Source organism: Leptolyngbya sp. FACHB-261 (genome assembly GCF_014696065.1).
GTDB lineage: Bacteria > Cyanobacteriota > Cyanobacteriia > FACHB-261 > FACHB-261 > FACHB-261.
Genome location: NZ_JACJPL010000001.1, coordinates 50,242 through 76,873 on the forward strand (window position 1 = coordinate 50,242; position 26,632 = coordinate 76,873).

The window sequence follows — 26,632 nt, forward strand, 5'->3', positions numbered from 1 at the left end:
TTATTTCTAGTTCCAAACGGTTAGATTCGTTACACTTTTCGCTGTTCCAAACTACACCCAATCAACAGCGGATTTTTAATGACGATTTAATCCAAGGAGAATGAATATGACTCGGCATGGCTATATGCCCCTAGGCGGTGACAACCCGCCCAGATCCATCTATTACGACCAAGGTAAATTCGGGCGGCTTTTTCCATCACTCCCTGCTTTCGCAATGGATAGCCCGAAGCTGCGAGAGGCGCTTAAGGAGATTGGTAAGCAGGGCGGCATCATGGACCCTAAAGATGATCTAGATGATCCTATTGGTCTGATCACCAACCCCGCAAAGAACGTTGACAATCCCAACAACCCAAATTTGACTGCTGGCAATACGTTCCTGGGTCAATTTCTCGATCATGACATGACCTTCGACCCCACCTCCAGCCTAGAACGTCAGCAAGATCCTGAAACGATTGCTAACTTCCGTACCCCTGTTTTAGAACTAGATAACTTATACGGTTCTGGACCAAACGTCTCACCGTATCTATACGACCAATCAAGCGAGGGTGGGGGCATAAAATTCCTGGTGGAATTGATTCCTGGATCGGATGCCGTATCTCGTGACGGAAAGTTACGCTTTGACCTGCCGCGCAATAGCCAGAACGTTGCTTTGATTGGCGATCCACGCAACGATGAGAACTTGATTGTCTCGCAGCTGCATCTTGCCTTTTTGAAGTTTCACAATGCAGTCGTGGACCATGTGAAATCGAAAACGGGTTGGACTCATCCAGGGGAAGTGTTTGCCGAGGCACAGCGCTTGGTTCGGTGGCACTATCAGTGGATTATCGTCCACGAATTTCTACCCGCCATAGTGGGCAACAAGACACTAGAGAGGGTGCTGACGAAGGGGCGCAAGTTCTACAATTGGCGCAATCTGCCGTTTATTCCAGTCGAGTTTTCGGTGGCCGCCTATCGGTTTGGGCATTCTCAAGTGCGCCCCAGCTACCGCGCTAACTTTGGGCCAAAGCCAGATAATAGTGGGGAATTTATTGCCTTAATCTTTGACGATGGCAAACACACTTCCCCCAATCCAGATGCCGCGGATCCTAACGATCTGCGAGGCGGCAAGCGAGCGGCTCGTCGTTTTATAGACTGGCAGACCTTCTTTGATTTCGGCGATAAGCGAGTCCGGCCAAATAAGAAGATTGATACGAAGCTTTCCTCGGTGTTGTTTGACTTACCTGGCATTCCGGGTGCAGAGCCGCAATCACTGGCGCAGCGTAATTTGCTACGTCATCTCACGTTCAGCGTTCCATCAGGGCAACGCGTCGCCAAAGCGATGAGTGAGGACATACTTTCGCCTGAGGATTTAGCAGATCTCAAACCATACCAATTGGAGACTCGTACGCCTCTCTGGTTTTACATTCTGCGCGAAGCGGATGTACTCGGTAAAGACGGAAGGCACTTGGGACCAGTCGGTGGACGCATTGTTGCAGAGGTCTTTATTGGTCTGCTAGAGGGAGACCGTTTATCCTACTTGCGGCAGGATCCAGAATGGAAACCCACCCTAAGTAATACCGGAACCTTCACGATGGTTGATCTGCTCAAGTTCGCAGGTGTGGTGACTAATTTGTAGGAACCCAATTGGGTAAGGGTGCAATCTAGGGTGAGGGCGATCGCTAAGTTTCCACGCGATTGCCCTCACTTAAAACTAATGCGAAGCTCGTAAGCTGTTGACGCTAAGAGATTCTGCCCAGGGCTTTACTCTTGCCCTCTAGCAAGGAGGCTTTTGATTACCCTCTGTGCAGGATTGGCCTGGCTGAGGTGCTCGTCTGGGGAGGGGCGGCGGATGCGCACGATTTGGGGAGATAGCATCTCCATGCGGGGAGCTTTGCGCTCCGGTTGGGGAGGTAGTATCTCCAGGTAGGGAACTTTGCGCTCCGGTTGGACGACTTGCTCCGCTAAGTGGGCAGCTTTGCGCTCTGGTTGGGGAGATAGCATCTCTAGTTGGGGAGATTTGCGCTCTGGTTAGGAAAATGCATCTCAAGGCTGTGCGAGACACTCTTCAACTAGGCAAGCAACTTTAGAATTAGCCGAGGAGACCCTGCTTAAAATGTTTTGGCTGTCTCTAACAGGATCGCCTAGACTTGTAGGCATCAAATTTTAGCAGCGGTGTCTTCATGACAGACGACAAGCAGGGGCAAGATCCGCTCAGTCTAGAAAAGCTCAAGGAACAAATTGCACAGATTTTGACAGGCTGGGGACCGCCTGGTATTGGGATTGGGTTAGCTGCTCATTTTGCTAAAGAGAAGCAATGGCAGGAGGCTCTACTATCCTTGTTTTTGGCAGCAGTCATATGGTTTTCAACCAAGCTATTTAAAAAACTAGATCCGCGAACAGATTCTCTTTTAGAAGCAATTCTCACTTGGCTAGAAAGAGCTATACCAAAGCTTTGGTGGAGTCTAACTTCCAACTTTCAAGGCAAGTATTACCAAAACCTAATTTATACCCATCAAGACTTTAAGATGGAAGGCTTTAAACTTGGAACATCAGTTCTGACTCTAGAGAAAGTATTTGTGCCGTTGCGAGTTGCGGCAGGAGATCCAGAGCAAATCTCGGCAGCAATGGTTCAAGAAAAGCAGGCAACTGGCGAGCTAGGTATTTGGGATTTTCTGATTCCTAAGAAACTACCCGGTCAACGCAAAAAAGAACTGACCCGCTGCTGTATTGCTGTGATTGGTCCACCGGGTTCAGGTAAGACTACGGTGCTGAAGCATCTAACTTTAACCTATGCCAATAATGCTCAGCGCCGACAACACCAGGAAGCTCGAAATCTACTCCCAATCTTGTTGTACTTGCGAGATATCAAAGAGGTAATTACACAGCAGAATGCACCTAGCTTGTCGCAGGTGATCACGGAGCAATTGAAAAACCGGCTGCCTGCACTGAGGCTCGAACCACCCTCTAATTGGTTTGAAACTCGGCTGAGGCGCGGCAAATGTTTGGTGATGCTGGATGGGCTAGATGAAGTAGCTGATGCCAAGCAGCGCCAGCAAGTTAGCGCATGGGTTAATCAACAAGTAGAGGCTTATCCTGAGACCGCATTTATCTTAACCTCAAGACCTTTTGGTTACCGCAGTGCGCCTGTCGAGCAAGCAAACACCATTCTGGAGGTGCAGCCATTCAATCTCAAGCAGATAGAGCAGTTCATTGAGAGTTGGTATCTGCAAACTGAAATCAAGGAGCGAGCGGGAGAGGATAACCCAGGAGTTCAAGCTGAGGCTCAAACTCAGGCAAATGATCTAATCGAGCGAATCAAACAGAACCCACCGTTGGCAGCAATGGCACTCAATCCGTTGCTGCTCACGATGATTGCAACTGTTCACCGCTATCGAGGGGCGCTACCAGGTCGCAGAATACAGCTTTATGCTGAAATTTGTAATGTGTTACTAGGAAGACGACAGGAGGCCAAGAAGATCCCTGATCGGCTTACGGTTGAGCAGAAGAAATCTGTCTTACAGGTCTTAGCCTTAGCACTAATGCAACAGAAAACTCGCCAATTCACACCAAGCAGGGATGAGCACCTAATTCAGGATGCATTGGCAACTGTAGCAGGCACCCAAGAGAAACCTATTGAGTTCCTCAAGCAAATCAGAGATGTGAGCGGCTTGCTAGTTGAGAAAGAATTGGACCTTTACGAGTTTGCCCACAAGAGTTTCCAAGAATACCTAGCAGCAGTTCAGATTAAAGAAGCACAACAGGAACAGCTTTTAATTGAGAATGTCAATAACCCATGGTGGGACGAAACTATCCGCCTTTACGCTGCTCAGAGCGATGCCACTAATCTGATTCGTGCTGCCCTTAAAAACCCAACTGTCATATCTTTGACACTTGCTTATGAATGTTTAGAAGAAGGAGCACGAATCCAACCTGAGGTGCGGAGGCAACTGGAAGACAAACTAGAAGCAGGCTTGGAGTCTACAGATTTAGAGATTGCCAAACTAGCAGCAGAAGTGAAGTTGTCACGACGATTGAATAAATTACTTCGAGTGGATGACTGTGTAGAGATTGACGTGGGTTACATCACTTGTGCAGAGTATCAGCTCTTTATTGATGAAAAGCTGAACGCAGGTGAGCACCGTCAGCCCGATCACTGGAAAGCTCGAAGATTTTCACTTGGGGATGCAACTAAGCCGATTACTGGTGTGCGCGCTAGCGATGCTAAAGAATTCTGCGACTGGCTAACTCAGAAACATGCCATACCAAGTACCCGATATAGGTTGCCTACTGTAAATGAAGATAAGAATCATCCAGATACCGAAAAACAAATTGGCTGCTGGTGCGAAGTTGAAGGAGGCACTGTTATCAGAGGGATCGAGCCTATTCAGTGGCAGGCTTGGAAGGGAAATCTAATTAGTGCCCTCGACCGCGACCTCGACCGCGTCCTTGTCCGCGACCTCGACCGCGACCGCGACCTCGTCCGCGACCTCGTCCGCGTCCTTGTCCGCGACCTCGACCTCGTCCGCGACCTCGTCCTCGACCGCGACCTCATCCGCGTCCGCGTCCTCGACCGCGTCCGCGACCTCATCCGCGACCTCGACCGCAACCTCGACCGCGTCCGCGTCCGCGACCTCGTCCGCGACCGCGACCTCGACCGCAACCTCGACCGCGTCCGCGACCTCGTCCGCGACCTCGTCCGCGACCTCGTCCGCGTCCTCGACCTCGACCGCGACCGCGACCTCGACGGTAATTACAGCTTTGCCCGCTCCTACCTACTATCGACCTCTATTTCTTGGCACCTACTATCAGATGTTTATAAGAGAGCATCTAGCAATAAAAAATTGTCACAAGTTACGAACGTAAGTCGTCAAGAGCTCGAAATGCAGAGCCAGAGCTACCCAGAAAAGGGAGATGAAGCCCTCAGGCTCTACGCTTTTTTTGTCCTACTAGAAGAACGACGCGAAGGTCGTATGCCTGCCTGGGAAGGAATTCGAATCGTGCGAGAGCGAGTACGGGAGTAAACCCATTTATCAATAGGAAGCAGAACGCTCGATTGATAGGTCAGGTTTTCTCCTGCCCACATAGAGAAAATGATCTGACATCCCAAGTCCTTCCAAGGTATTACCCGTTTCCTCAATTAAATCTAACCAGGCTTCTACTTCCGTTGATGCAAGATTAGCCATCACCTCTTGGCAAGAATTTGCAAAAGACTCAGTACCAATCAGAGCGATTCCATCGAAACCAGCTTCAAACAACTCTCGAAATTCCTGAGAGGTTGTCAAGTGAGCATAGCCAATGGGAGCCGCATGTTCTGGGTCAAGATTTCCATCTTGCAAAAACTGCCGGTGAAAATCCTGACGAGGCAGAACCGAATGAGGATTATTTTGTAGCAGATCTCGAAGATAGGCCAGACGATTAATGCCTGCGGCAAACAGCAAACCATTGGGCTTGAGCACTCTAGCTGCCTCCTGAATCGCGCGTTGCCGTTGCTCAAGCGAACAGAGATGGTAGAGCGGTCCCAGAAAAAGAACTGCATCCAGTACACCAGCATCGCAACAATCAAGTTCTGTCGCTGAAGCTCGATGGACCCCAGCCACTCGTTCATGCAAATCAAAGCCTTGAAGCCTAAGGTAGGCAGCATCCAGCAATCGTTGCGAGATATCCACCAGGTAAACCGAACAACCCCACCTTGCTAGCAATTCTGCATAGTGACCAACGCCAACACCAATGTCAGCAACTGTCGCTCCCTCCGGTATCCATTGCTTCAAGTAGCGAGCAGTAATCGCAAACTCAACTGGAGAATACTGAGACAAACGCACCGACTCAAAATCAAAAATCGAGTTGTCGTAATACCGAGCCACCCTTGCTTGCATCTCATCAAGATCGCTCATCTCGTTCTCCTAGAACACTTCACGCCCCATAGATAGTCAGAGAGCTATAGATTTTCGCGCTAGCTACTTTACAAGCTCCGACAACTCCGCTAAATTCTTGAATTAATCCGGTCATCGACGCCGCCTAAGAGTCGCGAAGTGGCTCTTAGACGGCTGACCCCCAAGCTGATTAGTCCAGCCCGAGGGCTAGAGGGAGTTTAACACTCCCAAAGATCTCTCACCTTATGTGGCTCCAGCGCGGGGTGGCGTGATTGGACCGGGGGCAGTTTCTTAATGGAATTGCCCCCTCAAAAACCATCACTAAAGGAGAATTTCCGCGTGCAATTCAGCCATCCCCTCACCTCATTTGGGGTGACAATTCCACTTGCCCAACAACTGACTCGACACCTTACCCAACAACTCCAATTGTTGAATCTCAGGCAGCGACTCATTCGTCACCTGCAACACTGGCAAGCTCAATTTCTCAGCCACGCATTTGTCGCCCACGCCGACAAAACCACAGCAAATCAGCCCATCGCCATCACGGAGCAAACCGCAGACAAACAGGCTCTCAAAGTCTTGGTCATGGGTCCACCCAAAGCCGTAGACGACTGCATCCGCAATCTCTACCGTCTCGGCTTCGCCCAAATCTGGGAATGGAGCAGCGCCCAACCCAGCAGCAAACCCGGCGAAGTCATGCGAATTTTGACCCGCAGAGTTCTCTAAACAGAATTCGCTCTGAGCAGAACTAGCTAAAACGCGTCAGTCTGAGGCCTAATCTTGGGGAACGCGCGAGGCGCAGTTAGCTTGCGCAACTCCTCATCCGTCATTGGGCACTCAGTCTGAGCAAAAATGCGCTCCCGCTCCCCCGTCCCCAGAGGGGTAGGCTGGCTCACTTCCACCAAATTGAACTGCGTCTTACTATCCGTGTGGATCACCGCAGCAATCTGAAATGTTTCCAGAAACTGAATCAGCCAGTGACAATCCTTCTCCGGAAGATGCCGATAGTGCTCCACCAGACGAGCAATTTGAGCATCCAAATGCGCTCGGCTCTGGGGGCTAATCAGCAGCAGCTTCAGCAACATAAAAATCAGCGTCAGAGCCGCATCCTCAGACACAAACTTCAGAAACATTTCAGTCGGTTTGCCATCCCGACTCGCCGTCAGCAACTCAATCACGTGATTGCAGGTGCGCAAGCGTAACGCCCCGTCCACCACTCGGCTCCCATACTCCGGGTAAGTCTGTTGCAAGCAACGCTCCAACCGCTTCGCCAACACCGTTGGCAGCGCCGGCAACACCGGCCCACCAGGACTGACATGCAACAGATAGCGATACAGACTGACCTTGAAATCCTTGAGAGTGAGATCCTGCGTCTGCTTCAGAAACAAGCTCGCCAAATCACGGTAGTCGAAGAGCGTGCGCTGGCAGATCACCCGCTTCATCAAGTCCACCGCCGCCGGTCCCAACGCCGTCGGGTTACGCGATTCAGCCGCATTGGGGCAACCCGCCCGTGCCGAATAATGCGTCAGCTCCAGACGAAAGCGAGATTTCCAAGCATCTGCCAATTCCTTAGCAATGCGGCGTTCTTCCTGAGAGTTGCCTGGATTCGTGTATTGAGAAGCTAGAAAGTAAGGCGTGTAGCGGTGCGTCCAATGGCCTTGGTCAGCCTCAAGGTAACGAGCCGCATACAGCTTGAGATTCTGGTACTGCGTGCTGCTAAGAAAGCGACGCAGATAGCCCCGTAAGCGCTCTAGAGAGTGAGAAAGCGTGGAATGCTGAATGGCTGGATCTTCAAAAATCCGAACCAGGTCAGTAATCGAGTCAGGATTATTGGCTGCCAGCCAATTGTTGATCAGAATGTAACAAGCGCGCGTTAAGGTGTGTTGAAACTCCTCCGGGTTATTCGCCCAGATCAGCTCCTCTACTGCCCGGAACACCGTCGGGTTCTCGTTGTCGATGTGCTGAATCAGCACACTGCGAAACTTTTGGATTGCGGCCTCAGGACTGAGGGTTTTGACAATCCCCAAACAGTAGCGGTAGATGGTCTTCTGAGCCCGGTGCAAAGAACGGCTAGCTGCCATTCTAGGCATGGCATCAGAGGAAGGGTTCAACGGTTCCAGAGGCCCAGATTGAGAGCGAGCAGGGTAGATCAACACAGCAACTTGTACTAGATCAGGTAGAGGCAGAGACGAACGCAGTTGCCAAGGGGCAATGGGCCTGAGGGGTAGAACACCCCTTCTTAGCTCAACTGTCTTGTATTAAAGGCCGTTCGTCTAGGTTTGTGGTTGACTAGCTTCACGCTCCGGGCATGATTGTGAACACATTCGACCAGTGACACAAATCACGCGGGGGCAAGCAGTGTTTCCAGTTTTGAGCTAGGTCGAAGGCTTTACTCTTGCTAGTTTCTCGTGGCTCTAGCCCTAGCGGATGTACTGCTGTACCACTTCCCAACCTGTCCAACTGACCCAGGCTAAGCCGATCAAGATCACGGCATTAGTTCCTAGGTGTAGAGGACGTAGCCATAGCCGAATCGCAGTGGGCGTCTCCCGGTTGTTCATCTGCTGGGCACTCCAAACTGAAAGTAAAGTCAGCGCAAGCATGACATTGCCAGCCCAGAAGTGACCCGAATATTGCAGTGAACCATGCCGCCAGATCGTGCCCACCACCCCAAAGAGCCATAGAAACACCATCAAGGCGAGAAAAGCCATGCCCAGCCACCAGTGCGAGTTAGATAGCCACTGGGGTCGGAGCTTCTGGCGCTGCCACTGCTCTAAGCGGTACTGACGGATGTAATAGCCCGTGAGCCCCAACGCTGGAAAGATCACCAGGCAAAAACCCATTGACCAGGCAGGAAATTGGAAGACCCAAAGCATGAACGGTTACCGTTGCGACAGCTAATCTTAAGTCATCTCCTTTCAGTTTCTCTTCCGTCTTCCTTGGCACTTCTTTCGCAAAGGTTTCCGGTTGGTCGGTTTGAAACGCGCTAAAAAGGCATATTAGTTTTAGTTCTTAGTTCTCCGCATTCTTTCCTGGCTTTCGTAAAAGCACACCACTATGCCTGAGTTCTGGCACGATGACGAGTCTTCCCTGCCGCCTCCCTCATCCCGCCCCGAATGGGAGGCGTACCGGATGGCGGTCTGGCACTCAGGCAATCTACTAGACCGACTACGTGTCGCCCCTCGCCAACCTCGTCAGGTTGACCCCGATCCCGCTCCAGCGATGCAGCAAGCTGTCAGCCCACCGTCTGGTGTGCAGGCTGGTGTACAGACTGGTGTACAGAGGGGACGAGCTGCCGTTGCGCCCCCGCCCGCTCCTCAAGTTGCCCCCCAAGTTGCCTCTCGGATGGCTCCGCGAGTTGCGCCCCGCTTCAGCGTTCAGTCACAACGCCCGCAACCGGTTCCAGGCAGATACCAAGCCGTCAAGCCAGTAGCCCAAAATGGCAAGGTCGCAACCTACGCCCAGTACCTAACGCTGCTACGCGACCCGGATCCGACTATCCGCGAGGTAGCCATTGAACACCTGGAGCGGGTGGACGATCCCGGTTGCATTGACTCGCTGATCGAGGTGATTCGAACTGACGAGATACCCGCTATCCAATACCGTGCCTTTCGGGCTGTAGAAGCGTTGGGCCATGCTTGGGGCGAAGCAGATTGGCTCGATTTCCTCACCAGTTCTTCTAGCCTGGTGCGCAAGCACGCCATTATCCATCTGCAAGACAGTGGCGATACGGCCTGGGTTCCTGCCCTAGAAAGGGTTGCCCAAACTGATCCGATTCCCCTGCTCCGCGATCAAGCGGCTCGGGCCGTGGTTGCCCTTCAGCAGCGTCCAGCCCCAGCAGTTCCATCCAGAGAACCAGGTCCGAACCCGAACAGCCAAACCCAAAGTCCTAGCCGTCAGTCCGTAGAGCAAGCTTGCCGTTGTCAAAACATCGGTTTTATCAGTTGTGGCGGTTGCGGTTTTAGCTTTAACTGGCAAGATGCCCGCTACTGCAACCACTGTGGGCAGTCTCTGACGATTGAACTCAGTAGAGCCCCTCTTACAGAAAGCGGTTCTGCTCCACCCATTACTGCTTCTCGTTGGCCGGACGCAATCTTGGCACGGGGTTCTGAAGTTGTGAGAGCGCTAGAAATGCTGGTTCAACATCGCCGCATTACTGAGCAGCAGTTGATCAGTGCCATTGGCAACCGTCGCATTGCCCGTCATCTCAGCAGTGTCTTGTTTGAATTGCGCGACTTGCTGGGCTTTGACGTGGTAGTGGAAACGCATGAGCACGAGGGTAAGCTCTTCCGCATTCCCTAGCACCAGCCCGTAAAGCAATTCTTGGACCCTCTTGTTTGACGCCTATAGGTTACTAGTAGGCCAGCGCTGGTATCATCACTTCCTCACTTAAGCTGCGATTTCTGAATCGTTTCGATACGGTTTGTGCATCTGTCAGCCTTTCACGATTGATCTTCCTTGACACTTAGGCCAGCGTGGGGAAGCCACACCTTGAGGAAGTGACCGTGAGACTTGTCAATGTTGTGATTCCGCCCCAGTTGCGTCAATTAGTTTTGCCGAATAGCCAGGAGCGCTACTTCGGTTTGCACTGGAAAATGGAGCGTGATGAGTTGCAAGTCATAACGGCTCAGGGAGCTTGTACAGGCAGCCATCGCGCCTACTTAGCCTTCCATAACCATCCCCGGAATTTTCCAGCCTTGCGGGATTGCAATCTAGGCTCCTCCGATGCAGCTGCGCGGGAAATGCTACTGATTGACTGGCAAGAGCGTAGAGCTTACATTGCTGCTTTGGCAGAAGGACGCACCTTTTTGGCTCAGCAAAACAGTCGGGTGCCAGCCAGCAGCCGTTCTTCCAACCCAGCCCAGAGTCTAGCTGCCGCTCTAATCCAGTTAGACCGCGAGGTCCGTGGCATTGATGAGATCTCGCGTTGGCTTGATAGTCAAATGCACAGTCTGCCCCACGAAGACCATCACCGCGCTGAGGTTGCTCTGCTCCTGCGACGGTTACAGGGCGGTGCCGTCTAAATCTAGGGCTTAGAATGGGGATGAATACTGATTAGTTGTCTATAAACCCCGCTTAAACCTCGCAATGAACTATCCATGGCTACGGCGTTGGCGCTCTGCCTACCGTCGTGAACCCCTCCCCACCTTCGTGCTGACTGTTGGTTTAGTCGATCTGGGTTTAGGAGGGCTGAGCCAACACGGATCTCTAGCAGCGGTAGGCTTAGGCACGGTTGTAGTGGCGGTGGCTTTGCGTCAGTGGCAACAACGTCCACGCAAGAGCAAAGTGGTCTCGCGTCCCCCTGAAGCGCTGCCTCACCGCCCGGCGCACCGGGTCTTGCCTCCTTTAGACCTTAACCGCCGCTCCCCATCCTGAAGGCTCACGCTAGCTTGGTAATCCCGTTTAGACTGGCGATATGCATTCTGGGATGTGACTACCCTCCTCTGTGATTTCTCTGTCTGTTTTATCGCCGCTACTGTTGGCTGAGTTGGTTGCCAATCTCCCCGTTGATTTGGGTTCTCTATTGCCCAGCTTCGGGATTATTGCGCTGTTATTAGGTCTTTCTGCCTTTTTCTCTGGCTCAGAATCGGCAATCACGGCACTGGATAATTTGAAGCTGCGCGCGCTAGTCCAGGAAGAAGCAGACGCGGAGGGCATCTTCCGATTGGTGTTAGAGAAGCGAACGCGCTTTATTACCACGTTGTTAGTTTGCAACACCTTGGTCAATAACGCGGCAGCAGTACTGACTGGCACTCTAACCACCTCACTGTTGGTTGCCTGGTTTGGCAGTGGCAGTTTGGGGTTCGCGACCGGGATCGCGACTGCCACGATCACAGTGCTGACCCTGATTTTTGGCGAGATCACCCCTAAATCCCTAGCGGTCAACAATGTGATGCCGGTGTTCCGGCTGGTTGTGCAGCCGGTTTACTGGCTTTCAGTGGTATTGGGGCCAGTGATCTCTTTTTTTGAGACGGTCGCTCAGCGGACGCTGCGCCTGTTCCAGGTCAGCTCAACCCCATCAGGGGCCTCGGTTCAAGATCTGCAACTGCTAGTGGAAGTGCTCAGTCGCAGCGGCCAGTTGGATTGGGAGCGGCGACAACTATTTAGCAAGGCTTTGGCCCTCGACCGCCTCAATGCCCACGACGTGGTGCGCCCGCGCATCAACATGGAAACTGTAGACCAGGATGACAATTTAGAAGCGGTGATCGCCCGTTGCTTGGAGACTGGCTTCTCGCGTCTACCCGTCCAGGAAGAGTCCAAGGACCAGATCGTCGGCACAATTCACCTGAAACGCGCCCTGCAACACCTGCAAACCCACGGCAATGCTCCAGTATCAGCAGCGATGGACCCGCCGGTTTACATTCCGGAAACCAAACGGCTGGCCGACCTACTCAAGGACATGCTGCGCGAACGCCTGCACCTGGCTATTGTGGTTGACGAGTACGGCGGCACCGTCGGTCTAGTGACCTTGGAGGACGTGCTTGAGGAATTGGTGGGCGAAATCTACGACGAAAGTGACCTGCTAATTACCTACAACCGCTAGGCTGAGATTCAGCAACTAACGGGAACGGCTATGGGTGAAGGGCGGGCGATTGGCATTGACTTAGGTGGGACCAACCTCAAGCTGGGCCTTTACTCAGAGACTGGAAGCTGTCTCGGTAAGCTTATGGTGCCTACGCCTCAACCCGCCAGCCCTGAAGCTGTTACCTCTGCCATGGTTGCGGCCATTGAGCAATTGGATCCTGATCGGCAAGCCACTGTCTTAGGTGTCGGCACGCCCGGTCCCACTGACGTCAGTGGACGCGTTGCCCTGGTCGCCATCAATCTAGCTGGCTGGCAGGATGTGACACTCGCCGATTGGCTGGAAGCTCGCACTGGAAGGCGGGTCGTGCTGGCTAACGATGCCAATTGCGCTGGCCTAGGCGAGGCTTGGCTAGGGGCAGGCCGAGAATTTCAGGATTTAATTGTGCTCACCCTAGGTACGGGGGTAGGTGGCGCCATTATTCTGAACGGTCAGTTGTTTTCGGGGCACCGAGGCGCAGCAGGCGAACTGGGCCTGATTGCGCTCTACCCCCAAGGTCACCCTTGCAACAGCGGCAACCAGGGCTCACTGGAACAGTATTGCTCAATAGGAGCAATCCGCCGTCGCACAGGCTCAGATCCCAAGGATCTTTCAGTTTTGGCCAGGCAGGGCGATGCAACGGCCCTGGCACACTGGCAGGCCATCGGCAGTGACTTGGGCATTGGCCTCAGCAGTCTGATCTATGTGCTAACTCCCCAGGCGGTGCTCTTAGGCGGTGGGGTCAGTGCAGGCTTTGAGTTTTTTCAGGCAGCGATGCAAGCTGAAATCGAGCGACGAGTGCTGCCAAGCTCTAGGACAGGGCTTGTGATTCGGCCAGCGGCTCTAGGCAACGAAGCAGGTACTATCGGGGCGGCAAGGCTAGCCTTTCAGCACTTAGTCAGGTGAACGCTCAGGGGTCAGTTGTGCCGCTTCTTCGCGAACCCACAATGCCCAACCCTTAGCAGTCGTGGTTGCCAGCACATGCTCGCCTTTAGTGGTGAGCCGTTGAGCGGCTGTTCGCAATTTGAGCTCGTCAGTGAAGTGCTTGAGAAAGCTGTAGAGATAGCCCCGCCAATAGACTCCAGGCAAGGGACGCTCTTGGTCAGAAACGAGTAGGTGACAGCGCCGCAGCCCTCTTAAGGGCTGTATATCAAGATTGTGAGGTCTGTCCGCCTCCTGTTGATTGGATTTCACGCCGAACATTTTCTCCTAACTCCTAGTTCCCTATGCTGCGGTTCAGGACTCCGGGCAGACAATGCTGGTATCAGGCTAGCGAGTCGCAACGACTAGAACTGCTCCTTGCACCCGATCGTCTGCGCAAGCTGCGCGGTGTCACGACTTAACAGCGCTTTGAGTAGCCTGAATCCGAATTCTAAAGCTCAGTCTGCACTTAAGACGATGTTAAGCTTTGCCTCAAAGCCCTGCCACAGTTAAATCTCGTATTTCCCAGAGTTTTTAAAGAGTTTTTAGTAGATGTTGGCAGCCGACCCTAAAGAGCTTGCATAAAGGCTTGCACCTTGGCATCAATGCCAGTAATTGCGGTGCCAACTACAACGGTAAAAGCGCCAAGATCTAAGGCTTTGCGTACCATCTCAGGGCTGGCGATCCCGCCTTCACAAATTACTGGCACTTTTAAGGTTGCAACCATAGCGGCAAGCAACTCAAAGCCGGGGGGCGTTGCCTGCTTGGTTTCTGCGGTATAGCCATAAAGCGTAGTCCCCACAACATCGGCACCTGCTGCTTCTGCCACCAACGCTTCATCGAAGCTAGCCACATCCGCCATCACTGGGAGATTCAGCTCTGTGTGAATCCGTCGGATGAGCTCAGCCAATTGCTCGCCACCTGGACGGGGACGCTGCGTAGCATCAATGGCGATTAGATCGGCCCCAGCCTGGGCAACTTCCTGCGCATGCTGAAACTGGGGCGTGATGTAGACCTCATAGCCCGGCAGCACCTTTTTCCATAACCCAATAAGCGGCGCGTCAACCCGAGCACGGACTGCCCGGATATGAGGCGGTGAGTCGATCCGGACACCAGCAGCACCACCCTCTACAGCGGCGGCAGCCATCGCAGCGATCACGCTGGGTTCGTGGAGGGGAGAACGAACAGGGGCCTGACAGGACACCACTAAGCGGCCTGCTAGAGCATTACGCCAATCCATTAAGAAGCCGATCGACTACGGATAAAACCCTAGCTGAGGCAGACCCAAGGTTTCTTCCCAACCCATCATGATATTCAGGCACTGGATTGCCTGACCGGCTTGCCCCTTGAGCAAGTTGTCAATCGCAGAGAGCACAATCACTCGGTCGGTGCGAGGGTCTACTTCCAAGCCGATATAGCAGAGATTGGTGCCTGCCGCCCACTTGGTCTGAGGATAAATGCCACTGGGCAGCACCTGCACCCAGGGAGAGGAGCGATAGAACGCCCGATAGATGGTAATTAGATCCTCACGGACTAACCCGGGGTCGCGCAGCCGTGCGTAGATCGTGCTCAAAATGCCGCGCACCATTGGGATCATGTGGGGTGTGAACTGGACGCGCACCGCATGTCCAGCCAGATTGCTACACACCTGCTCGATTTCTGGGGTGTGACGGTGGCTGGCAACGCCATAGGCGCCCAGAGAGTTATCGGCCTCTGCCAACAGCAAATTGACCTTGGCTTGACGACCGCCACCCGAGGTTCCCGATTTAGCGTCGATGATCACACTTTCGGGTTCGATCAAGCCCTGCTTGAGTAAGGGTGCAACCCCAAGCAGGCTGGCAGTGGGATAACAACCGGGGCAACCCACTAAACTAGCTCCGGCAATGCGCTCGCGATAGAGTTCTGGCAAGCCATAGACAGCCTGCTCAGATACCGCCTGGTCTGTGCGCTCCCGACCATACCAGCTTTGATAAACCTGTAAATCCTCAAAGCGATAGTCCGCCGATAGGTCTAGCACCTTGCAACCCTTCTCTAACAGAGGAGGAGCCAGTTCGCAGGCTAAACCGTTGGGCAGCGACAGGAAAACCACCTTACAGCGACGAGCAATCTCGTCTGGATCTACTGCCTCAACCGTAACCCCCTGTAACCGATGGCTGAGATGGGGGTACAGGTCAGCAAACGACTGCCCAACGCTACCACTACCCCCCAAATAGGCCAGTTCTAGAGCCGGATGCTCTAGCAGCAGGCGGACCAGTTGGATGCCCCCATAACCCGATGCGCCGACAATGCCTACCGGCACCCGTTCACCCATGTTGTTTATCCCAAAGCTTTATCTAAGAGGACAGAGAACAATCAGACTGTGGAGCATTATGGACCAGGCTAACCTCAGAAAACGGGCATCAAACAAACAACTTGTTTAAAGTTTCAACCAAGCCAGCTCAGCCGACTCCTGGGGAGTCTGAGTGCTATGATTGGCCCCTAAAGTTTGGGCCAAAGTTTAGGGCTGCCCTCTGGGAACCCCTCATCTTAAGTCTTTTGCGCTTAGTCTTCTGTCAAACTCTTTTTGCCAAGCTACTGCTAGTCGTATGGTCTCTGCTGAAGCCTTCAACCTGGATAGCCTAGCCACCTCCTCCTATCTGGACGAGACGGGCAACCTGCCTGCTCAGCTTAAGGGCAAAATTGGCACCTACGCCATTTTCGATCAAGCTCAGCAGCTCCAATATGTCGGCATCTCCCGCGACATCGCGACCAGCCTGCTGCTGCATCTGGTCCGGGTGCCCGAGCGCTGCTACTGGGTCAAAGCTGCGATCATCGAGCGGCCCAGCCGCACTTTGTTGACTGAGATCAAAGAGCGCTGGATTGCGGAGAAGACACCGCCGGGCAATGGCGCTGACCTGTTGTTGTGGGAAGAACCGCTCAACGGCACTCGCTACATGACCCCTGAGGAGCAAAAAGCCTACGAGCAGGCGATGAATGAGGGCGAGCGCGACAAAGTACTCAAGAACGTTGCTCGCCGCCTAGAGCAGGAAGTGCAAGCCAAGCTAGAGGCGCGGGGGCTTGGCTTCTCAGTCCGGTTTGACCCCAAAGCCAAGAACCAAGGGATCTTGGACTTGAAGGTGTGAACTGAGGTCAGGCTTCACCGCAGCAGTCCCTTAAGAGCAGCTACGGTGGGAGCAAATCAGGCTCGTGGCTACTTAGTCCTAAGCTCAGGATTACAGGATCAGTAGTAGTAGGGATAGCCATCGCTCTCAGGCTCAGGAGCCGGTTCTGGCTCCGGTTCAGCAGGAGTCTCAGGTGGGTAGAGCTGGTAGTACCAGCGATCGATGGCCGCTTGAGCTTCTCCTGCTAAGCGACTGCCAGACCCAATTTGCTCCGCAGTAGCAATCGCTCGCTCCAAACGGTCTTCATCAGCCAAGGCATAGGCACGGTCTAGAACGTTGCGATCGGCAATCTCACGAATGTCTGCTTGCCAACGGCCAATTGAGGCCTGAGCTCTAGGGTACAGGGCTCGACCCCGACGGATGCGGCGGGCGACAGCAATCGCATCTCTAAGGGCACCACGCCGGGCTAGGCCACGGGCCTGATCCAAAATTGGCTGGTCCTGAAGCACTTCAATATCATCGCGCCACCCCGCAATCAGACGTTTAGCCTGAGGAAATAGCACGCGTCCTTGGCGAATTTGCCCAGCGGTTTCAATGGCAGCTTGCAGGTCCGCCACGGTCCGATTGCGGGCCAATTGTTGGGCGCCTTCAATGATCGGCTGGTCCTCCAGCACTTCGATGTCTTTACGCCAACTGGCGATCAGGGTTTGAGCAAGACTACGGTAAGGCCGACCCATCTCCACGCCGGAGGCTGACCTAATCGCAGCTTTGAGGGCATCGACCCGATCCAGCCCCGCAAGAGCCCGTCCCAGATCGATGCGAGCTAAATCTGGCATGCGGTCATGCCAAGCCATCAATTGGGTGTTAGCCTGCGCATAGAGTGGTCTGCCTGGCTTGATTTGGCGCGCTGTGGCGCTCGCTGCTAAGTAGCCGAGCAGTGTATCAACTTGGGCGAGGGCTCGGGCTTGGGTCAGTTGGGCAAAATCCTGAGCCTCAGCCGAGACTGCCAAATCCCCTGGCACACTCTGGGCAATCTCCACTGCACCGGCGAGATCTTTCTGCTGGAAGCGTTGCCTCGCCATAGCCAGCATTTGCCGTCCCCAACGATTCATTTCGCCCTGGGCAGTGGCTCGAATCATGCGCTCTGGCCCAACTGTCTTTGCCAGCTCAATTGCCTCAGCCAGTTGTGCAGGCTTGCCTTTGGCGGCTAGGCGACGAGCGTCTTCTAAATGCCCCCAGGCAGTGCGCTCTGCTGCGATCCGCATCAACAGACGATTCAATCTGCCTTCGCGCCAGTAGCCAGTCTCAAAGTCCGACAGAGAGAGAGCTTCAGTCTGAGCCTCATCCCATTGGCGATTGCGAAGGGCCTTTATAACTTTCGTTTCGGTTTGCTGGCCTTGGCGCCACTCCTGCTGCCAAAAGGCACGCGTTTCACTGACCCTGGCATAGTTAGGCGCAGAATTGGGAATGCGATTTAACAGGCTTAAAGCTGATTGCAAGTCACCCTTTTGTACCTGCTGACGGGCCAATCGCAGCAACTGCTCTGACCAATCGCTAACGGCTTGCCTAGCCTCATTGTGCAACGGTGATTCAGGCGGTAGCTGCTCAATCAGCTGGAGAGCAGCCATCAAGTTGGCTGAATCCCCCTGCCGTGCCAGAGAGCGAGCACAGTAAATCCGCAGCGAGTCAGTTGCCGTCAACGACCCTAAGGTACTGCAGTCAGGCTTGGGGGGTAGGCGCAGCAGTAGCAGTAGCGATGCTGTGCCTACTGAGGTTGCTGTTAGGAGACCAAGGCTGGCCCAAAACGTCCAGGAGGGAACTGACCAAGACTGAGATGACTTCGGGGTCACAGGTGAAGGCCCCGAAGTTGAGGATGACTTCCCCGAAGAGAATGGGACTTCGTGCCGGTTGGTGCCCATGACCCTAAATATGACTAGCGGAGCAGTGTGGACGGTCAGGCCGAAACCTTCCTACAGGCTAGCAGGGTCAAGCCGTTCTGCAATCAGCTATTCACCTGTTTAGCCAAATTGCGATAGTAGTCCATGCCAGCACCGGGACGCCGCGAGGGACGAGGAGTGGCAATGGCCGCTGGGTCAAAGCTAGCGGCGGGAACAGCCGGTTCTACAACCTTGGGCTTGACCGGTTCGGGCGCAGGTTTAGGCTTAGCTGCCTCAGCCTTGGCAAGTTCAGCCTTCGCCGGTTCAAGTTTGGGAACTGCAGACCCAGCAGGTTCAGCCTTAGGTGTTTCAGCCTTAGGTAGCTCAGCCTTAGGAGCTGCAACAGGCTTAGTAGGTTCTGACGGAGCCAGCTTTGCTTGAGCTGTCTTTGCCGGAGCTGTCAGTTCAGCTTTGGCGACCTGCGCAGCCTTAGGTAATTCCCCTTTAAAGGGCTCCGGCGTCAAAGCCGGTCCTGATTTCAAGCCAAAAATGCCCAGGACTGCTCCTAGCAACCCTCCTACCAGAATCTTGAAGAAATCTCCGATGCCATTAACGATTGCTTTTAGTAAACCCACAGTGCCAAACCCTCCCTAGCTGCACACGATAGACAAACACTCAACGAAACAAACCTTAAGATAAGTTAAGTTTATGAGCCTTATTGTGAGGCTAAGGATCCAAAAATGCAAGGCCGAAATCGAAGCTGATGGAGGGGCCACCAAAGCTTGCCTCGCCTCATGGCTAAGGCGCTGAACTCAGTTGCTCTAAGCCATGTTCTACACTGGAAGGGCATTCAGCAGTTTCGACCAAAACATCATGGGTTGGTTTCTTCTGACAGTCCTTTATGTTGGCGGTGTTTGGAAGTTTTTGTCGGGGTTCCGACGCACAAACTTTACGAGTAATCGGATTGGTCTAGCCCTGCTTTGGCCGGTACTGGTGGCCACGAACAAGAGCTACAGGCAGAACTTTACGAAGGCCCTTAAAGGTTAGTGGTTGCTTCCGCCCGAGCGAGAACTGGAGGTGCTGAGGATCCCTGGCAGCCGATCCTCAGTTCCCTGGTACAGCGTTTCGACCGTGAGTATCGAGGTGAACCTTTTGATTTACCTGCTGAAGCAGAAGCAATGCCTCTGTTTCGGGAGCGCATAGCAGGCACGTTACAAGCTCATCTCACCTCGCCTTTTTGGGATCTGGCGCGCATTAGCAAAGGCCAACGATGTTTAGATATCGGTTGCGGCGTCAGTTTTCTGATTTATCCCTGGGCAGAGTGGGGCGCATTTTTCTATGGCCAGGAAATTTCAGCTGTAGCTCGTGATGCTTTGAATGGACGTGGTCCTCAACTCAACTCCAAGCTGTTCAAGGGTGTACAGTTAGGGCCAGCTCATTCTTTGAACTATGACCCTGGACAGTTTGACGTGGTGATCGCCACTGGCTTTAGCTGCTATTTTCCACCGGAATACTGGCGGTCAGTCTTGTCTGAAGTGCAACGCGTGCTTAGGCCAGGGGGCAGCTTTGTTTTTGATGTCATTGACCCTGACACCTCCCTCGCCGAGAATTGGGCGATTTTAGAAATGTACTTTGGCGTAGAAGTTTTTCTAGAGCCTCTGGAGCGCTGGCAGCAAGTCATTCGGGAGGCTGGAGCAACCCTCTCTGCTTCTCGTCCTGGTGATATTTTCCAGATGTACCGAGTTACGTTTGCCTAGCCCTCCAGCGTCAGAGCATGGGGTTACTACAGGCTCATGGCGTGCATTTAGCTCGGTTTCCTTATAATTCGTTCAGGTAAATGCCTGACAGAATTCTGCACGCCTGCCCCTAAGATTGTGTCAATCAGCTTGGGTCAGTGCTGCTAGCCCTGAGCTGTCTCCTGACTGTCTTGGTGTGTCATGAGCGAATTCGATTTACTCTCCCTGCTGACTGCGCTTGCCGAGGGACAATCTCTACCATCTGGGGCTCAGCAGTTTCTGGGGGAGCGTTTGCTCAATGACCAGCCACGGGCGAGGGCATTTGGTGTAACGCCTGCAACGTTAGAGGATCATTTGCAGCAGCGGACTGCCCTCCTACGCTCTGCCTATCCCAGCTTTCGGGTTTTGGTAGAACGAGCTCTACATATCAAAGCGCCTCTGCTGCTGCCACTATGGGATCTGTGGCTGCCCCTAGCAATGCAAATTGCTGCTGCTCGCCAGCAAGTACAGCCCCGAGGCCTAGGTCTGGGAGTGTTGGGAGGGCAGGGCACCGGTAAAACCACTTTGGGTGCGGTACTGACGTTGCTACTGGCGCGGCAAAATTTGCGCACTGTCAGCCTATCCATTGATGACTTCTACACCACCTACCACCACCGCACCGAGCTAAAACAGCGCGATCCGCGCTACGAACGACGGGGGCCACCCGGCACCCACACCGTGAACTTGGGCTTGCAAGCACTGGAAGCCTTGCGCCACAGCCAAGCGGATAGCCTGACTTGGGTGCCACGATTTGATAAGACAGCCCACCGGGGGCATGGAGATCGCTTTGCTTGGGTCAATCTCCAGCCGGAGTTACTGCTCCGTGGCCAAATTTCAGCGGCTCATTTGCACCTGAAAGAGATGGTATTTAAGCAGCAGAGCTTGTCTCTACCTGAGTCAATGGGTGAGCCAGTGCCCTTGAGCTACTCACCTGCCTTCGGCTTCCCACCTGGAGTGTTTCAGGTTAGTTTGCTGCCTTCAGGTGAAGCACTATGGGAATTAGGGGAGACCCAAACACCGTTGAAGCTGCCGATTGCACAGTTGCCTAGTGGTTGGGACTTGGTGAGTGGGGCTGTAGATGTTGTGGTTCTGGAGGGTTGGTTCGTAGGCGCACGTCCAGTAGCACCCTCGGGTCTTGAGGCAGCACCGCCACCTATCCTCACACCAGAAGACCGGGACTTTGCCCAGACAGTCAACACAGCCCTACATGACTACTTGCCTCTGTGGCAGTGTCTAGACCGACAGCTTGTCTTATACGTTAGCGACTACACCTTGAGCAAGCAGTGGCGAAGGGAGGCTGAGCAAAAGGCGATTGCCACTGGTAAAGGTGGCATGACCGACGCTGAAATCGACGCTTTTGTCGAGTACTTCTGGCGTGCCCTGCACCCGGAGCTGTTTATCAAGCCTCTAACCCAAAATCCAGACTTGGCAGACTTGGTCATTGAAATTCAGGCAGACCATAGCCCTGGTAGGGTGTACCAGCCTGGCGAGGAGCTGTAACTCTGCTCTTCGGGTGTTTTTGAGGCTACTTGAGGCCCAAATATTGGCCAGATACCGCTTGTGTAAAGGTTATATAGGGGTCAGCCAGCTAGATCCGACTGTTGTAGCGGAACCACCTAAGCACTAGAGTCACGACAAAGAGCACAACCGTGCAGCCCACAATAGCGGGGATCACCTTGACGCCAATATTGGGAATTTGCCAGTTAAGCACAGGAAATAGCCGCTTAATGCCGAAGCTGCGATCCATTTCAGCAAAACCCCAATCTCCTAGGGCAATGCCTGCTAGGCCAATTAGCAATCCCCCGAAAAAACCTCCAGGCGTCCGACGGGGGACAAAGATAGTGGCGATACCGACGCAGACTAGTGCCACCGCCAGGTACACCACGAGTTGCGTAATCCTTGAATCCACGGTTTTTCCAGCCTGGGCTACCCTAACTTCTTATTTTGCTCCCAATTCCTGAGCCCGCTTCGTCGCGCTGAGCACAGCCTCAATCAGAGCAGAGCGTAAGCCAGCTTGCTCCAGACTGGCAATGCCAGCGATGGTCGTCCCACCAGGACTGGTCACTCGGTCTTTGAGCTCTGCTGGATGCATGCCAGTTTTCTTCAGCAGCTCGGCGCTGCCTAGCAGTGTTTGTAACGCCAGTTGAGCTGCTGTTGCCCGGGGTAAACCTGCTGCCACTCCCCCATCAGTCAGGGCTTCAACAATAAGGGCAACGTAACCTGGTCCAGAACCAGACAAGCCAGTAACAGCGTTCATCAGCGGTTCTGGCACTTCTAGGACTTCTCCGACTGAGCCGAAAACCTGACGCGCAATGCTCAGGTGCCCAGCACTTACCCATTGACCAGCCGCAAGGGCAGTCACGCCTGCCCCAACTTGGGCAGGCGTATTGGGCATAGCCCGAATCACAGGGAGATTGGGGAAGGCAGACTCAAGTTGGGTCAGAGTTGTGCCTGCCAGAATTGATAACAACAGTGAAATTGGAGTCCCTGTCAAACCTGCTGCAACTTTGGCAAAACCCTGAGGTTTAACTGCTAACAGCACCGTGCCTGTAGCAGCTTTGCGATTGTCCTCTGTCACTAGAACTTTGTACTGGCTAGAGAGCAACGTTTGTCGCTCGGGGCTGGGGTCACTGACGATTACCTGTTCAGGTTCGTAAAGCCCCAAAGACAGCAGGCGCGACAGGATTGCTTCTCCCATCACGCCACCGCCAATAATACCCAGTTGTACAGGCTGTGCCACTGCTGCTATTGAGCAAACCGGCTAACGGCTGCGTCGGCTGTCCAGGCAGGAGTGGGTGCCGCGGGACGAGCAGGGCGAGGATAGGGAGCTTCCTGAGGCATACCAGACTGGGTACTGACCTGAACACAATTGGGGGTGAACAGGAAGATGCTTTCACCGATACGTTCTTGGTGACCATCAATGGCGTAGGTGCCACCAGCAACAAAGTCAACGGCTCGCTGCGCTTGATCAGGATCCATCATGGTCAGGTTGAGGACCACCGATTTACGCTCTCTGAGTGCTTGAATCGCCTGAGGCATCTCTTCAAAGGAGCGTGGCTCCATAACCAACACCTCCGACAGGCCGTTGGTTGCTCCTGGCATTCCGATGACGTTACTGGTATGACCGCTCATGCCGCCTCCAACTGCACCAACCTCGTTGCTGACCGGCCCTCCCAGAGAAGTCACGCGATCGCGACGGTTGCGGCGACGACGCCCAGCAGCCTCTTCTGACTCAGGCCGCGCATTCTCTTCCTGGTAAAGGTTTTGGTAGTCCTCACCCTGGTCTAACTCATCGTACTCGTACTCGTAGTCTACTGGCTCGTTGAAACTCACGAAGTCCCGCAACTTTGAGAAAATGTTGTTCATAACGCCTGCTCCATCACTTACTCCGGCATACCCATCGAATGCGATCACCCTAATCTTGTGAAAGCCGCGTCCCCCCCGATTTAAGACTGAAATCTTTTGGCGAGGTCTAACCTAACCTGTCGAACTTGCCCACTTGTTGCCTTAGTTCGCTAACTGTTCACTCGTATTCGGGCGATCTTTTCAGAATTGATCTTTATAAGCCAGTTCATAAGTACAGGTTCAACTTATTAAACCTTACTTACGGCTGATGTCAATACGCTTGGCGTATGTTATCAGGCTATGAAAATCAATGCAGTCTTCTCTAACTCCAGTAGATGCGGTAGCAGAATTCGCCTATCAGCTCTAAAGCGGGCTGAACCTTGGTCGAATCCTTACACGCCAGGAGTATACCGCAGATCCCCTGGCTGGCTACCCCAGGTTGCAGATTCTCAGTCATTCAGTTTTGGGAGGGTCTGCCAAAATAGAATCTCTGTGGTTGGAATCTCTGTGGTTGGATTGGATTCATGGCTGAACACGGCGGCAAAGTCCTGGCTGACAACCGCCAGGCACGACATTACTTTGAAATTCTGGAGACATATGAAGCGGGAATTGAACTCACCGGTACGGAGGTGAAGTCTATCCGGGCTGGTAAGGCCAACCTAAGGGACGCTTTTGCGCGTTTTCGCAATGGTGAGTTGCTGCTGATGAACATGCATGTCTCTCCTCACCAAAATACAACTCAAGCGTTTAACCACGATCCCTTGCGCAATCGCAAACTGTTAATGCATCGGCAGGAGATCCGCAAACTGGTTGGCAAGGTTGAGCAAAAGGGGCTGACCTTGGTAATACTTAAGCTCTATCTCAAGAACGGGTGGATCAAGGCAGACGTAGCTCTAGCCAAAGGGAAGAAGCTACATGACAAACGTGACGACCTTAAGCAGAAACAGGCTAAACGCGAGATCGAGCGGGCCATGAAGGTCCGTTAAAGGCTCTGTTCAGCACTGGCTACTCCAGCGCGAGCAAGAGCCTTACTCACAGGTGTCCTACTCAAGGCAATACGTTTAGGGCACTACTTCAGAGCACTACTACAGAGAGCACAAAGCCGAGTCAGTGACTGGCTCGGCCTCGCTATACAGGGTCTCCTGACTTTGGATGTTCAGAGCTTCATCTAGCCAGAGCAGGTTGATGTCTTGAACAACCCCGTCACTGAGCTGAATAAGGCTGAAATTCCGCAATGTGTGCTCTGGGCTACGAACAATCCGAGGGACATCGGCGGCATTGAGATAAACCGTTCCAGCCGCATCTCGATGCACTCGCTGTCGCTTTTGGGTCTTAGTGTGGCGCAACTGGTGGTGCATGTGGCCAAACACCACGAGAGGCACGGCTCGGCCAGCAGAGCGAGCTTTGACAATCGCCTGTTCCAAATCAGGGTCGCCGTGATCACCACCAATGGGTTGCCAGTCTCTGCCACAGGGCGCCTCAGGGGCATCTCCCAAGCCAGTAGGACCGCAGTGAGCCAGAAAAATTAGACTGGGCTGATTAGCAGCTTTGACCCCAGACAAGATGCGATCAGTCGAGTCTGCGAATGAATTCACATCGAAGTAGGTGTGGTAGAACTCTTCGTGCTTCCACAGTGGCCCACCCCAACTGAAAGGACGCCCACCCACCACACTCAGCTCCAACTCTGGCCAGTCCCGGTAGCCATAGCCGACGTCGTAGTCCTGGAGCAGTTCTAGCTGAATTTGGAACCAGTCTTCGTGCTCACGGTTGTAAGGGCATTTCTGCCTGCCCCACTCTGTGGCCGTGTACCAGGCATCGTGGTTGCCGAACACAGTTGCTTTTGGCAAATCCAAAGCCGCAATCCTGCGCACCGTCTCTAGCGACTCATTGCCAAAATCGCCCACGAACAGAACCAGATCAACCTCTAGAGCCTTCAAGGCGCGGTGATCTTCTAAATCCCAAGCATCGTGAACATCACCAACGGCTGCAATGCGAAGGGTACGCTTTGAAATCGACATGGTTGAAGAGTGAGCGGGGAAGTAAGCGAGTGCTATTCAATTCAGCACTCTATTCGATGGGCTCAGTGGGGTCAGTGTAGCCCTGGATGTTCTCAGGCCCAAAAGGGCGCAGAATGTTGGTCGCGCGCCGAGTTAAGGATTCAGAGCCCCGCACAACGATCAGGTACTTGCCTTGATCCAGACGGTTGCGATAGGTCAGGGCATCACCCCCACCTACGGCCAGACCGACCCCACCGCCTACCACATAAGCTCCCAAAGCACCCGATAAAGCTCCCAATAAACCGCCTAGCGCCCCATTGCCTAGCGTCCCTAGCCCCTCTAGTAGAGTGAGGCCAGTAATACGGTTAAAAGCAAAACCGGCAAAAAAGCCAAAGGGGATCAGCCAAGTTGACATGAGATTGATTTGTTTCTGTGCCTGCTCTTTGGGATCAATCAGGCCGTACTCATCCGCGCTTTTGTAACCGCGACCTAGAATCGCTACTGCCTGCATCGGCAGATCTTCTTTTTCCAAAGCGGTATAGGCCGCTTCAGCCGTATTTCGGTCACTGAGGACGGTAACCAAATAGTTGGACATAATCCTTCGGGACGCACTCTGCCTCAATATCTCACGGGTTTGCTAAAGACAGCATCCATCCGCTTAGGTATCAGCAGCGGATCTCAATAAGCTTTCAATCCAGGCTAGAGCTAGACAGCCATAAGCAAGATTGGCAACTGGTAGGTTTGAGCACAGAAACCAGACCAGGCTCGCTTGAGGGCGATGGCACAATCAGCTCGACTAGCTTGAGCGCTCAGGCTAGCAAGTTCGTAATCAAGCCAGGCATGCAGGCGGACCTGGTGCTCAAGACTAAGGCTCAAACCAGCAATGAACAGACGCTGGCTGTAGTAGTGGCCCTCTCCTATCTCCCCTGCCGGAGGCTCTACCCGCTGCAACTGCACACCCAGAGCCACTTCAAAGGGCTCCTTCTGCACAACAGCGTCAACAATAAGGCGAAGCGGCAGGGAACGCTGTTGTGCAGAAGATGACATAGAGGTTGGGGCTGTAGCCAACGGGGATCAGGATGGCTACAGCCTACCAATACTGAGAAAGATTGGCAATAAGGATGAGAGGCCTTCACAGTAAGTTTAAGCAGCGTAGTTTCTGACTAGCCCACGCGCAGGGGCATAGAGACATAGTCAGTCAACACAAC

27 protein-coding genes are annotated in these 26,632 nt (G+C 53.5%); 12 read left to right on the plus strand and 15 right to left on the minus strand.

Translation table 11 applies throughout. The features are described 5' to 3' along the window. Positions 1–106: 106 nt before the first annotated feature. Entirely contained in the window at positions 107–1,615 is a 1,509-nt protein-coding gene (locus tag H6F94_RS00195) for a peroxidase family protein (protein ID WP_199320099.1), read from the plus strand. Between the two features lie 125 nt (positions 1,616–1,740). Here H6F94_RS00195 and H6F94_RS00200 read toward each other — a convergent pair whose 3' ends face one another. Further along, on the minus strand, positions 1,741–1,980 hold the full coding sequence (locus H6F94_RS00200; protein WP_190800216.1) for a hypothetical protein: 240 nt from the start codon (positions 1,978–1,980) through the stop codon (positions 1,741–1,743). 179 nt (positions 1,981–2,159) lie between these two features. Between H6F94_RS00200 and H6F94_RS00205 the strand changes: the two genes are divergently transcribed. After that, positions 2,160–5,000 carry an NACHT domain-containing protein gene (locus tag H6F94_RS00205; RefSeq protein ID WP_190800217.1) on the plus strand — a complete coding sequence of 947 codons (2,841 nt, stop codon included), beginning with the start codon at positions 2,160–2,162 and terminating at the stop codon, positions 4,998–5,000. A gap of 9 nt (positions 5,001–5,009) precedes the next feature. Here H6F94_RS00205 and H6F94_RS00210 read toward each other — a convergent pair whose 3' ends face one another. Continuing rightward, on the minus strand, positions 5,010–5,870 hold the full coding sequence (locus tag H6F94_RS00210) for a class I SAM-dependent methyltransferase (RefSeq protein WP_190800218.1): 861 nt from the start codon (positions 5,868–5,870) through the stop codon (positions 5,010–5,012). A gap of 318 nt (positions 5,871–6,188) precedes the next feature. Here H6F94_RS00210 and H6F94_RS00215 point away from each other — a divergent pair, with 318 nt between their 5' ends. Then, positions 6,189–6,575 carry a hypothetical protein gene (locus tag H6F94_RS00215; RefSeq protein WP_190800219.1) on the plus strand — a complete coding sequence of 129 codons (387 nt, stop codon included), beginning with the start codon at positions 6,189–6,191 and terminating at the stop codon, positions 6,573–6,575. A 26-nt stretch (positions 6,576–6,601) separates the two neighbouring features. On the opposite strand, the gene H6F94_RS00220 is transcribed toward H6F94_RS00215, so the two are convergent. Continuing rightward, positions 6,602–7,939, minus strand: a complete 1,338-nt coding sequence (locus H6F94_RS00220; protein ID WP_190800220.1) for a Sll1247 family protein — start codon at positions 7,937–7,939, stop codon at positions 6,602–6,604. A gap of 330 nt (positions 7,940–8,269) precedes the next feature. Further along, a complete protein-coding gene (locus H6F94_RS00225) occupies positions 8,270–8,722 on the minus strand; it encodes a DUF4079 domain-containing protein (RefSeq protein ID WP_190800221.1) in 453 nt (150 codons plus the stop codon). Positions 8,723–8,903: 181 nt separating this feature from the next. On the opposite strand from H6F94_RS00225, the gene H6F94_RS00230 reads away from it, so the two are divergent. The 5 genes from H6F94_RS00230 to H6F94_RS00250 all read left to right on the plus strand — a co-directional run bounded on the left by H6F94_RS00230 (position 8,904) and on the right by H6F94_RS00250 (position 13,314). Beyond that, the gene (locus tag H6F94_RS00230) at positions 8,904–10,148 is read left to right on the plus strand and encodes a HEAT repeat domain-containing protein (RefSeq protein WP_190800222.1); all 1,245 of its coding nucleotides are present in this window, start codon (positions 8,904–8,906) and stop codon (positions 10,146–10,148) included. A gap of 203 nt (positions 10,149–10,351) precedes the next feature. Continuing rightward, a complete protein-coding gene (locus H6F94_RS00235; RefSeq protein WP_190800223.1) occupies positions 10,352–10,870 on the plus strand; it encodes a hypothetical protein in 519 nt (172 codons plus the stop codon). A gap of 64 nt (positions 10,871–10,934) precedes the next feature. Further along, positions 10,935–11,222, plus strand: coding sequence for a hypothetical protein (locus H6F94_RS00240; RefSeq protein WP_190800224.1), 288 nt, complete (start codon positions 10,935–10,937; stop codon positions 11,220–11,222). A gap of 70 nt (positions 11,223–11,292) precedes the next feature. Continuing rightward, complete coding sequence (locus H6F94_RS00245; RefSeq protein ID WP_313949188.1) at positions 11,293–12,390, plus strand: hemolysin family protein; 1,098 nt, start codon at positions 11,293–11,295, stop codon at positions 12,388–12,390. Positions 12,391–12,420: 30 nt separating this feature from the next. Then, positions 12,421–13,314, plus strand: a complete 894-nt coding sequence (locus tag H6F94_RS00250; protein WP_190800225.1) for an ROK family protein — start codon at positions 12,421–12,423, stop codon at positions 13,312–13,314. On the opposite strand, the gene H6F94_RS00255 is transcribed toward H6F94_RS00250, so the two are convergent. The 3 genes from H6F94_RS00255 to argC form a co-directional block, all read right to left on the minus strand. Then, positions 13,303–13,611, minus strand: coding sequence for a hypothetical protein (locus H6F94_RS00255; protein ID WP_190800226.1), 309 nt, complete (start codon positions 13,609–13,611; stop codon positions 13,303–13,305). The two genes, H6F94_RS00250 and H6F94_RS00255, sit on opposite strands and share 12 nt — an antisense overlap. A 286-nt stretch (positions 13,612–13,897) precedes the next feature. Continuing rightward, positions 13,898–14,569, minus strand: a complete 672-nt coding sequence (locus H6F94_RS00260; protein WP_190800227.1) for an N-acetylmannosamine-6-phosphate 2-epimerase — start codon at positions 14,567–14,569, stop codon at positions 13,898–13,900. Between the two features lie 15 nt (positions 14,570–14,584). Further along, the gene (gene argC, locus H6F94_RS00265) at positions 14,585–15,640 is read right to left on the minus strand and encodes an N-acetyl-gamma-glutamyl-phosphate reductase (protein ID WP_190800228.1); all 1,056 of its coding nucleotides are present in this window, start codon (positions 15,638–15,640) and stop codon (positions 14,585–14,587) included. A 274-nt stretch (positions 15,641–15,914) separates the two neighbouring features. Here argC and H6F94_RS00270 point away from each other — a divergent pair, with 274 nt between their 5' ends. Beyond that, positions 15,915–16,451 (plus strand): GIY-YIG nuclease family protein, encoded by a 537-nt coding sequence (locus H6F94_RS00270; protein ID WP_190800229.1) that lies wholly within the window; start codon positions 15,915–15,917, stop codon positions 16,449–16,451. Between the two features lie 98 nt (positions 16,452–16,549). Here H6F94_RS00270 and H6F94_RS00275 read toward each other — a convergent pair whose 3' ends face one another. Both H6F94_RS00275 and H6F94_RS00280 read right to left on the minus strand, forming a co-directional pair. Next, positions 16,550–18,280 carry a hypothetical protein gene (locus H6F94_RS00275; protein WP_190800230.1) on the minus strand — a complete coding sequence of 577 codons (1,731 nt, stop codon included), beginning with the start codon at positions 18,278–18,280 and terminating at the stop codon, positions 16,550–16,552. A 152-nt stretch (positions 18,281–18,432) separates the two neighbouring features. Next, positions 18,433–18,942, minus strand: a complete 510-nt coding sequence (locus tag H6F94_RS00280; RefSeq protein WP_190800231.1) for an NADH-quinone oxidoreductase subunit E — start codon at positions 18,940–18,942, stop codon at positions 18,433–18,435. A gap of 411 nt (positions 18,943–19,353) precedes the next feature. Between H6F94_RS00280 and H6F94_RS00285 the strand changes: the two genes are divergently transcribed. Then, positions 19,354–20,064: a class I SAM-dependent methyltransferase gene (locus H6F94_RS00285; RefSeq protein ID WP_190800232.1), complete on the plus strand. Its 711-nt coding sequence runs from the start codon at positions 19,354–19,356 to the stop codon at positions 20,062–20,064. Positions 20,065–20,244: 180 nt separating this feature from the next. Further along, positions 20,245–21,582 (plus strand): hypothetical protein, encoded by a 1,338-nt coding sequence (locus H6F94_RS00290; RefSeq protein WP_190800233.1) that lies wholly within the window; start codon positions 20,245–20,247, stop codon positions 21,580–21,582. A gap of 88 nt (positions 21,583–21,670) precedes the next feature. Here H6F94_RS00290 and H6F94_RS00295 read toward each other — a convergent pair whose 3' ends face one another. The 3 genes from H6F94_RS00295 to H6F94_RS00305 are packed head-to-tail and all read right to left on the minus strand — an operon-like array spanning position 21,671 to position 23,448. Beyond that, positions 21,671–21,991 carry a hypothetical protein gene (locus tag H6F94_RS00295; protein WP_190800234.1) on the minus strand — a complete coding sequence of 107 codons (321 nt, stop codon included), beginning with the start codon at positions 21,989–21,991 and terminating at the stop codon, positions 21,671–21,673. 30 nt (positions 21,992–22,021) lie between these two features. Beyond that, the gene (gene proC / locus H6F94_RS00300; RefSeq protein WP_313949189.1) at positions 22,022–22,822 is read right to left on the minus strand and encodes a pyrroline-5-carboxylate reductase; all 801 of its coding nucleotides are present in this window, start codon (positions 22,820–22,822) and stop codon (positions 22,022–22,024) included. 5 nt (positions 22,823–22,827) lie between these two features. Beyond that, positions 22,828–23,448 carry a cell division protein SepF gene (locus H6F94_RS00305; protein WP_190800235.1) on the minus strand — a complete coding sequence of 207 codons (621 nt, stop codon included), beginning with the start codon at positions 23,446–23,448 and terminating at the stop codon, positions 22,828–22,830. A 503-nt stretch (positions 23,449–23,951) separates the two neighbouring features. Between H6F94_RS00305 and smpB the strand changes: the two genes are divergently transcribed. Next, positions 23,952–24,413, plus strand: a complete 462-nt coding sequence (gene smpB, locus H6F94_RS00310) for an SsrA-binding protein SmpB (RefSeq protein WP_190800236.1) — start codon at positions 23,952–23,954, stop codon at positions 24,411–24,413. Between the two features lie 99 nt (positions 24,414–24,512). Here the strand turns inward: smpB and H6F94_RS00315 are convergent, their stop codons facing one another. The 3 genes from H6F94_RS00315 to H6F94_RS00325 all read right to left on the minus strand — a co-directional run bounded on the left by H6F94_RS00315 (position 24,513) and on the right by H6F94_RS00325 (position 26,471). Continuing rightward, on the minus strand, positions 24,513–25,445 hold the full coding sequence (locus H6F94_RS00315; protein ID WP_190800237.1) for a TIGR04168 family protein: 933 nt from the start codon (positions 25,443–25,445) through the stop codon (positions 24,513–24,515). Between the two features lie 49 nt (positions 25,446–25,494). Beyond that, positions 25,495–26,019 carry a hypothetical protein gene (locus H6F94_RS00320; RefSeq protein ID WP_190800238.1) on the minus strand — a complete coding sequence of 175 codons (525 nt, stop codon included), beginning with the start codon at positions 26,017–26,019 and terminating at the stop codon, positions 25,495–25,497. Between the two features lie 110 nt (positions 26,020–26,129). Further along, entirely contained in the window at positions 26,130–26,471 is a 342-nt protein-coding gene (locus H6F94_RS00325; protein WP_190800239.1) for a hypothetical protein, read from the minus strand. Positions 26,472–26,632: the final 161 nt, after the last annotated feature.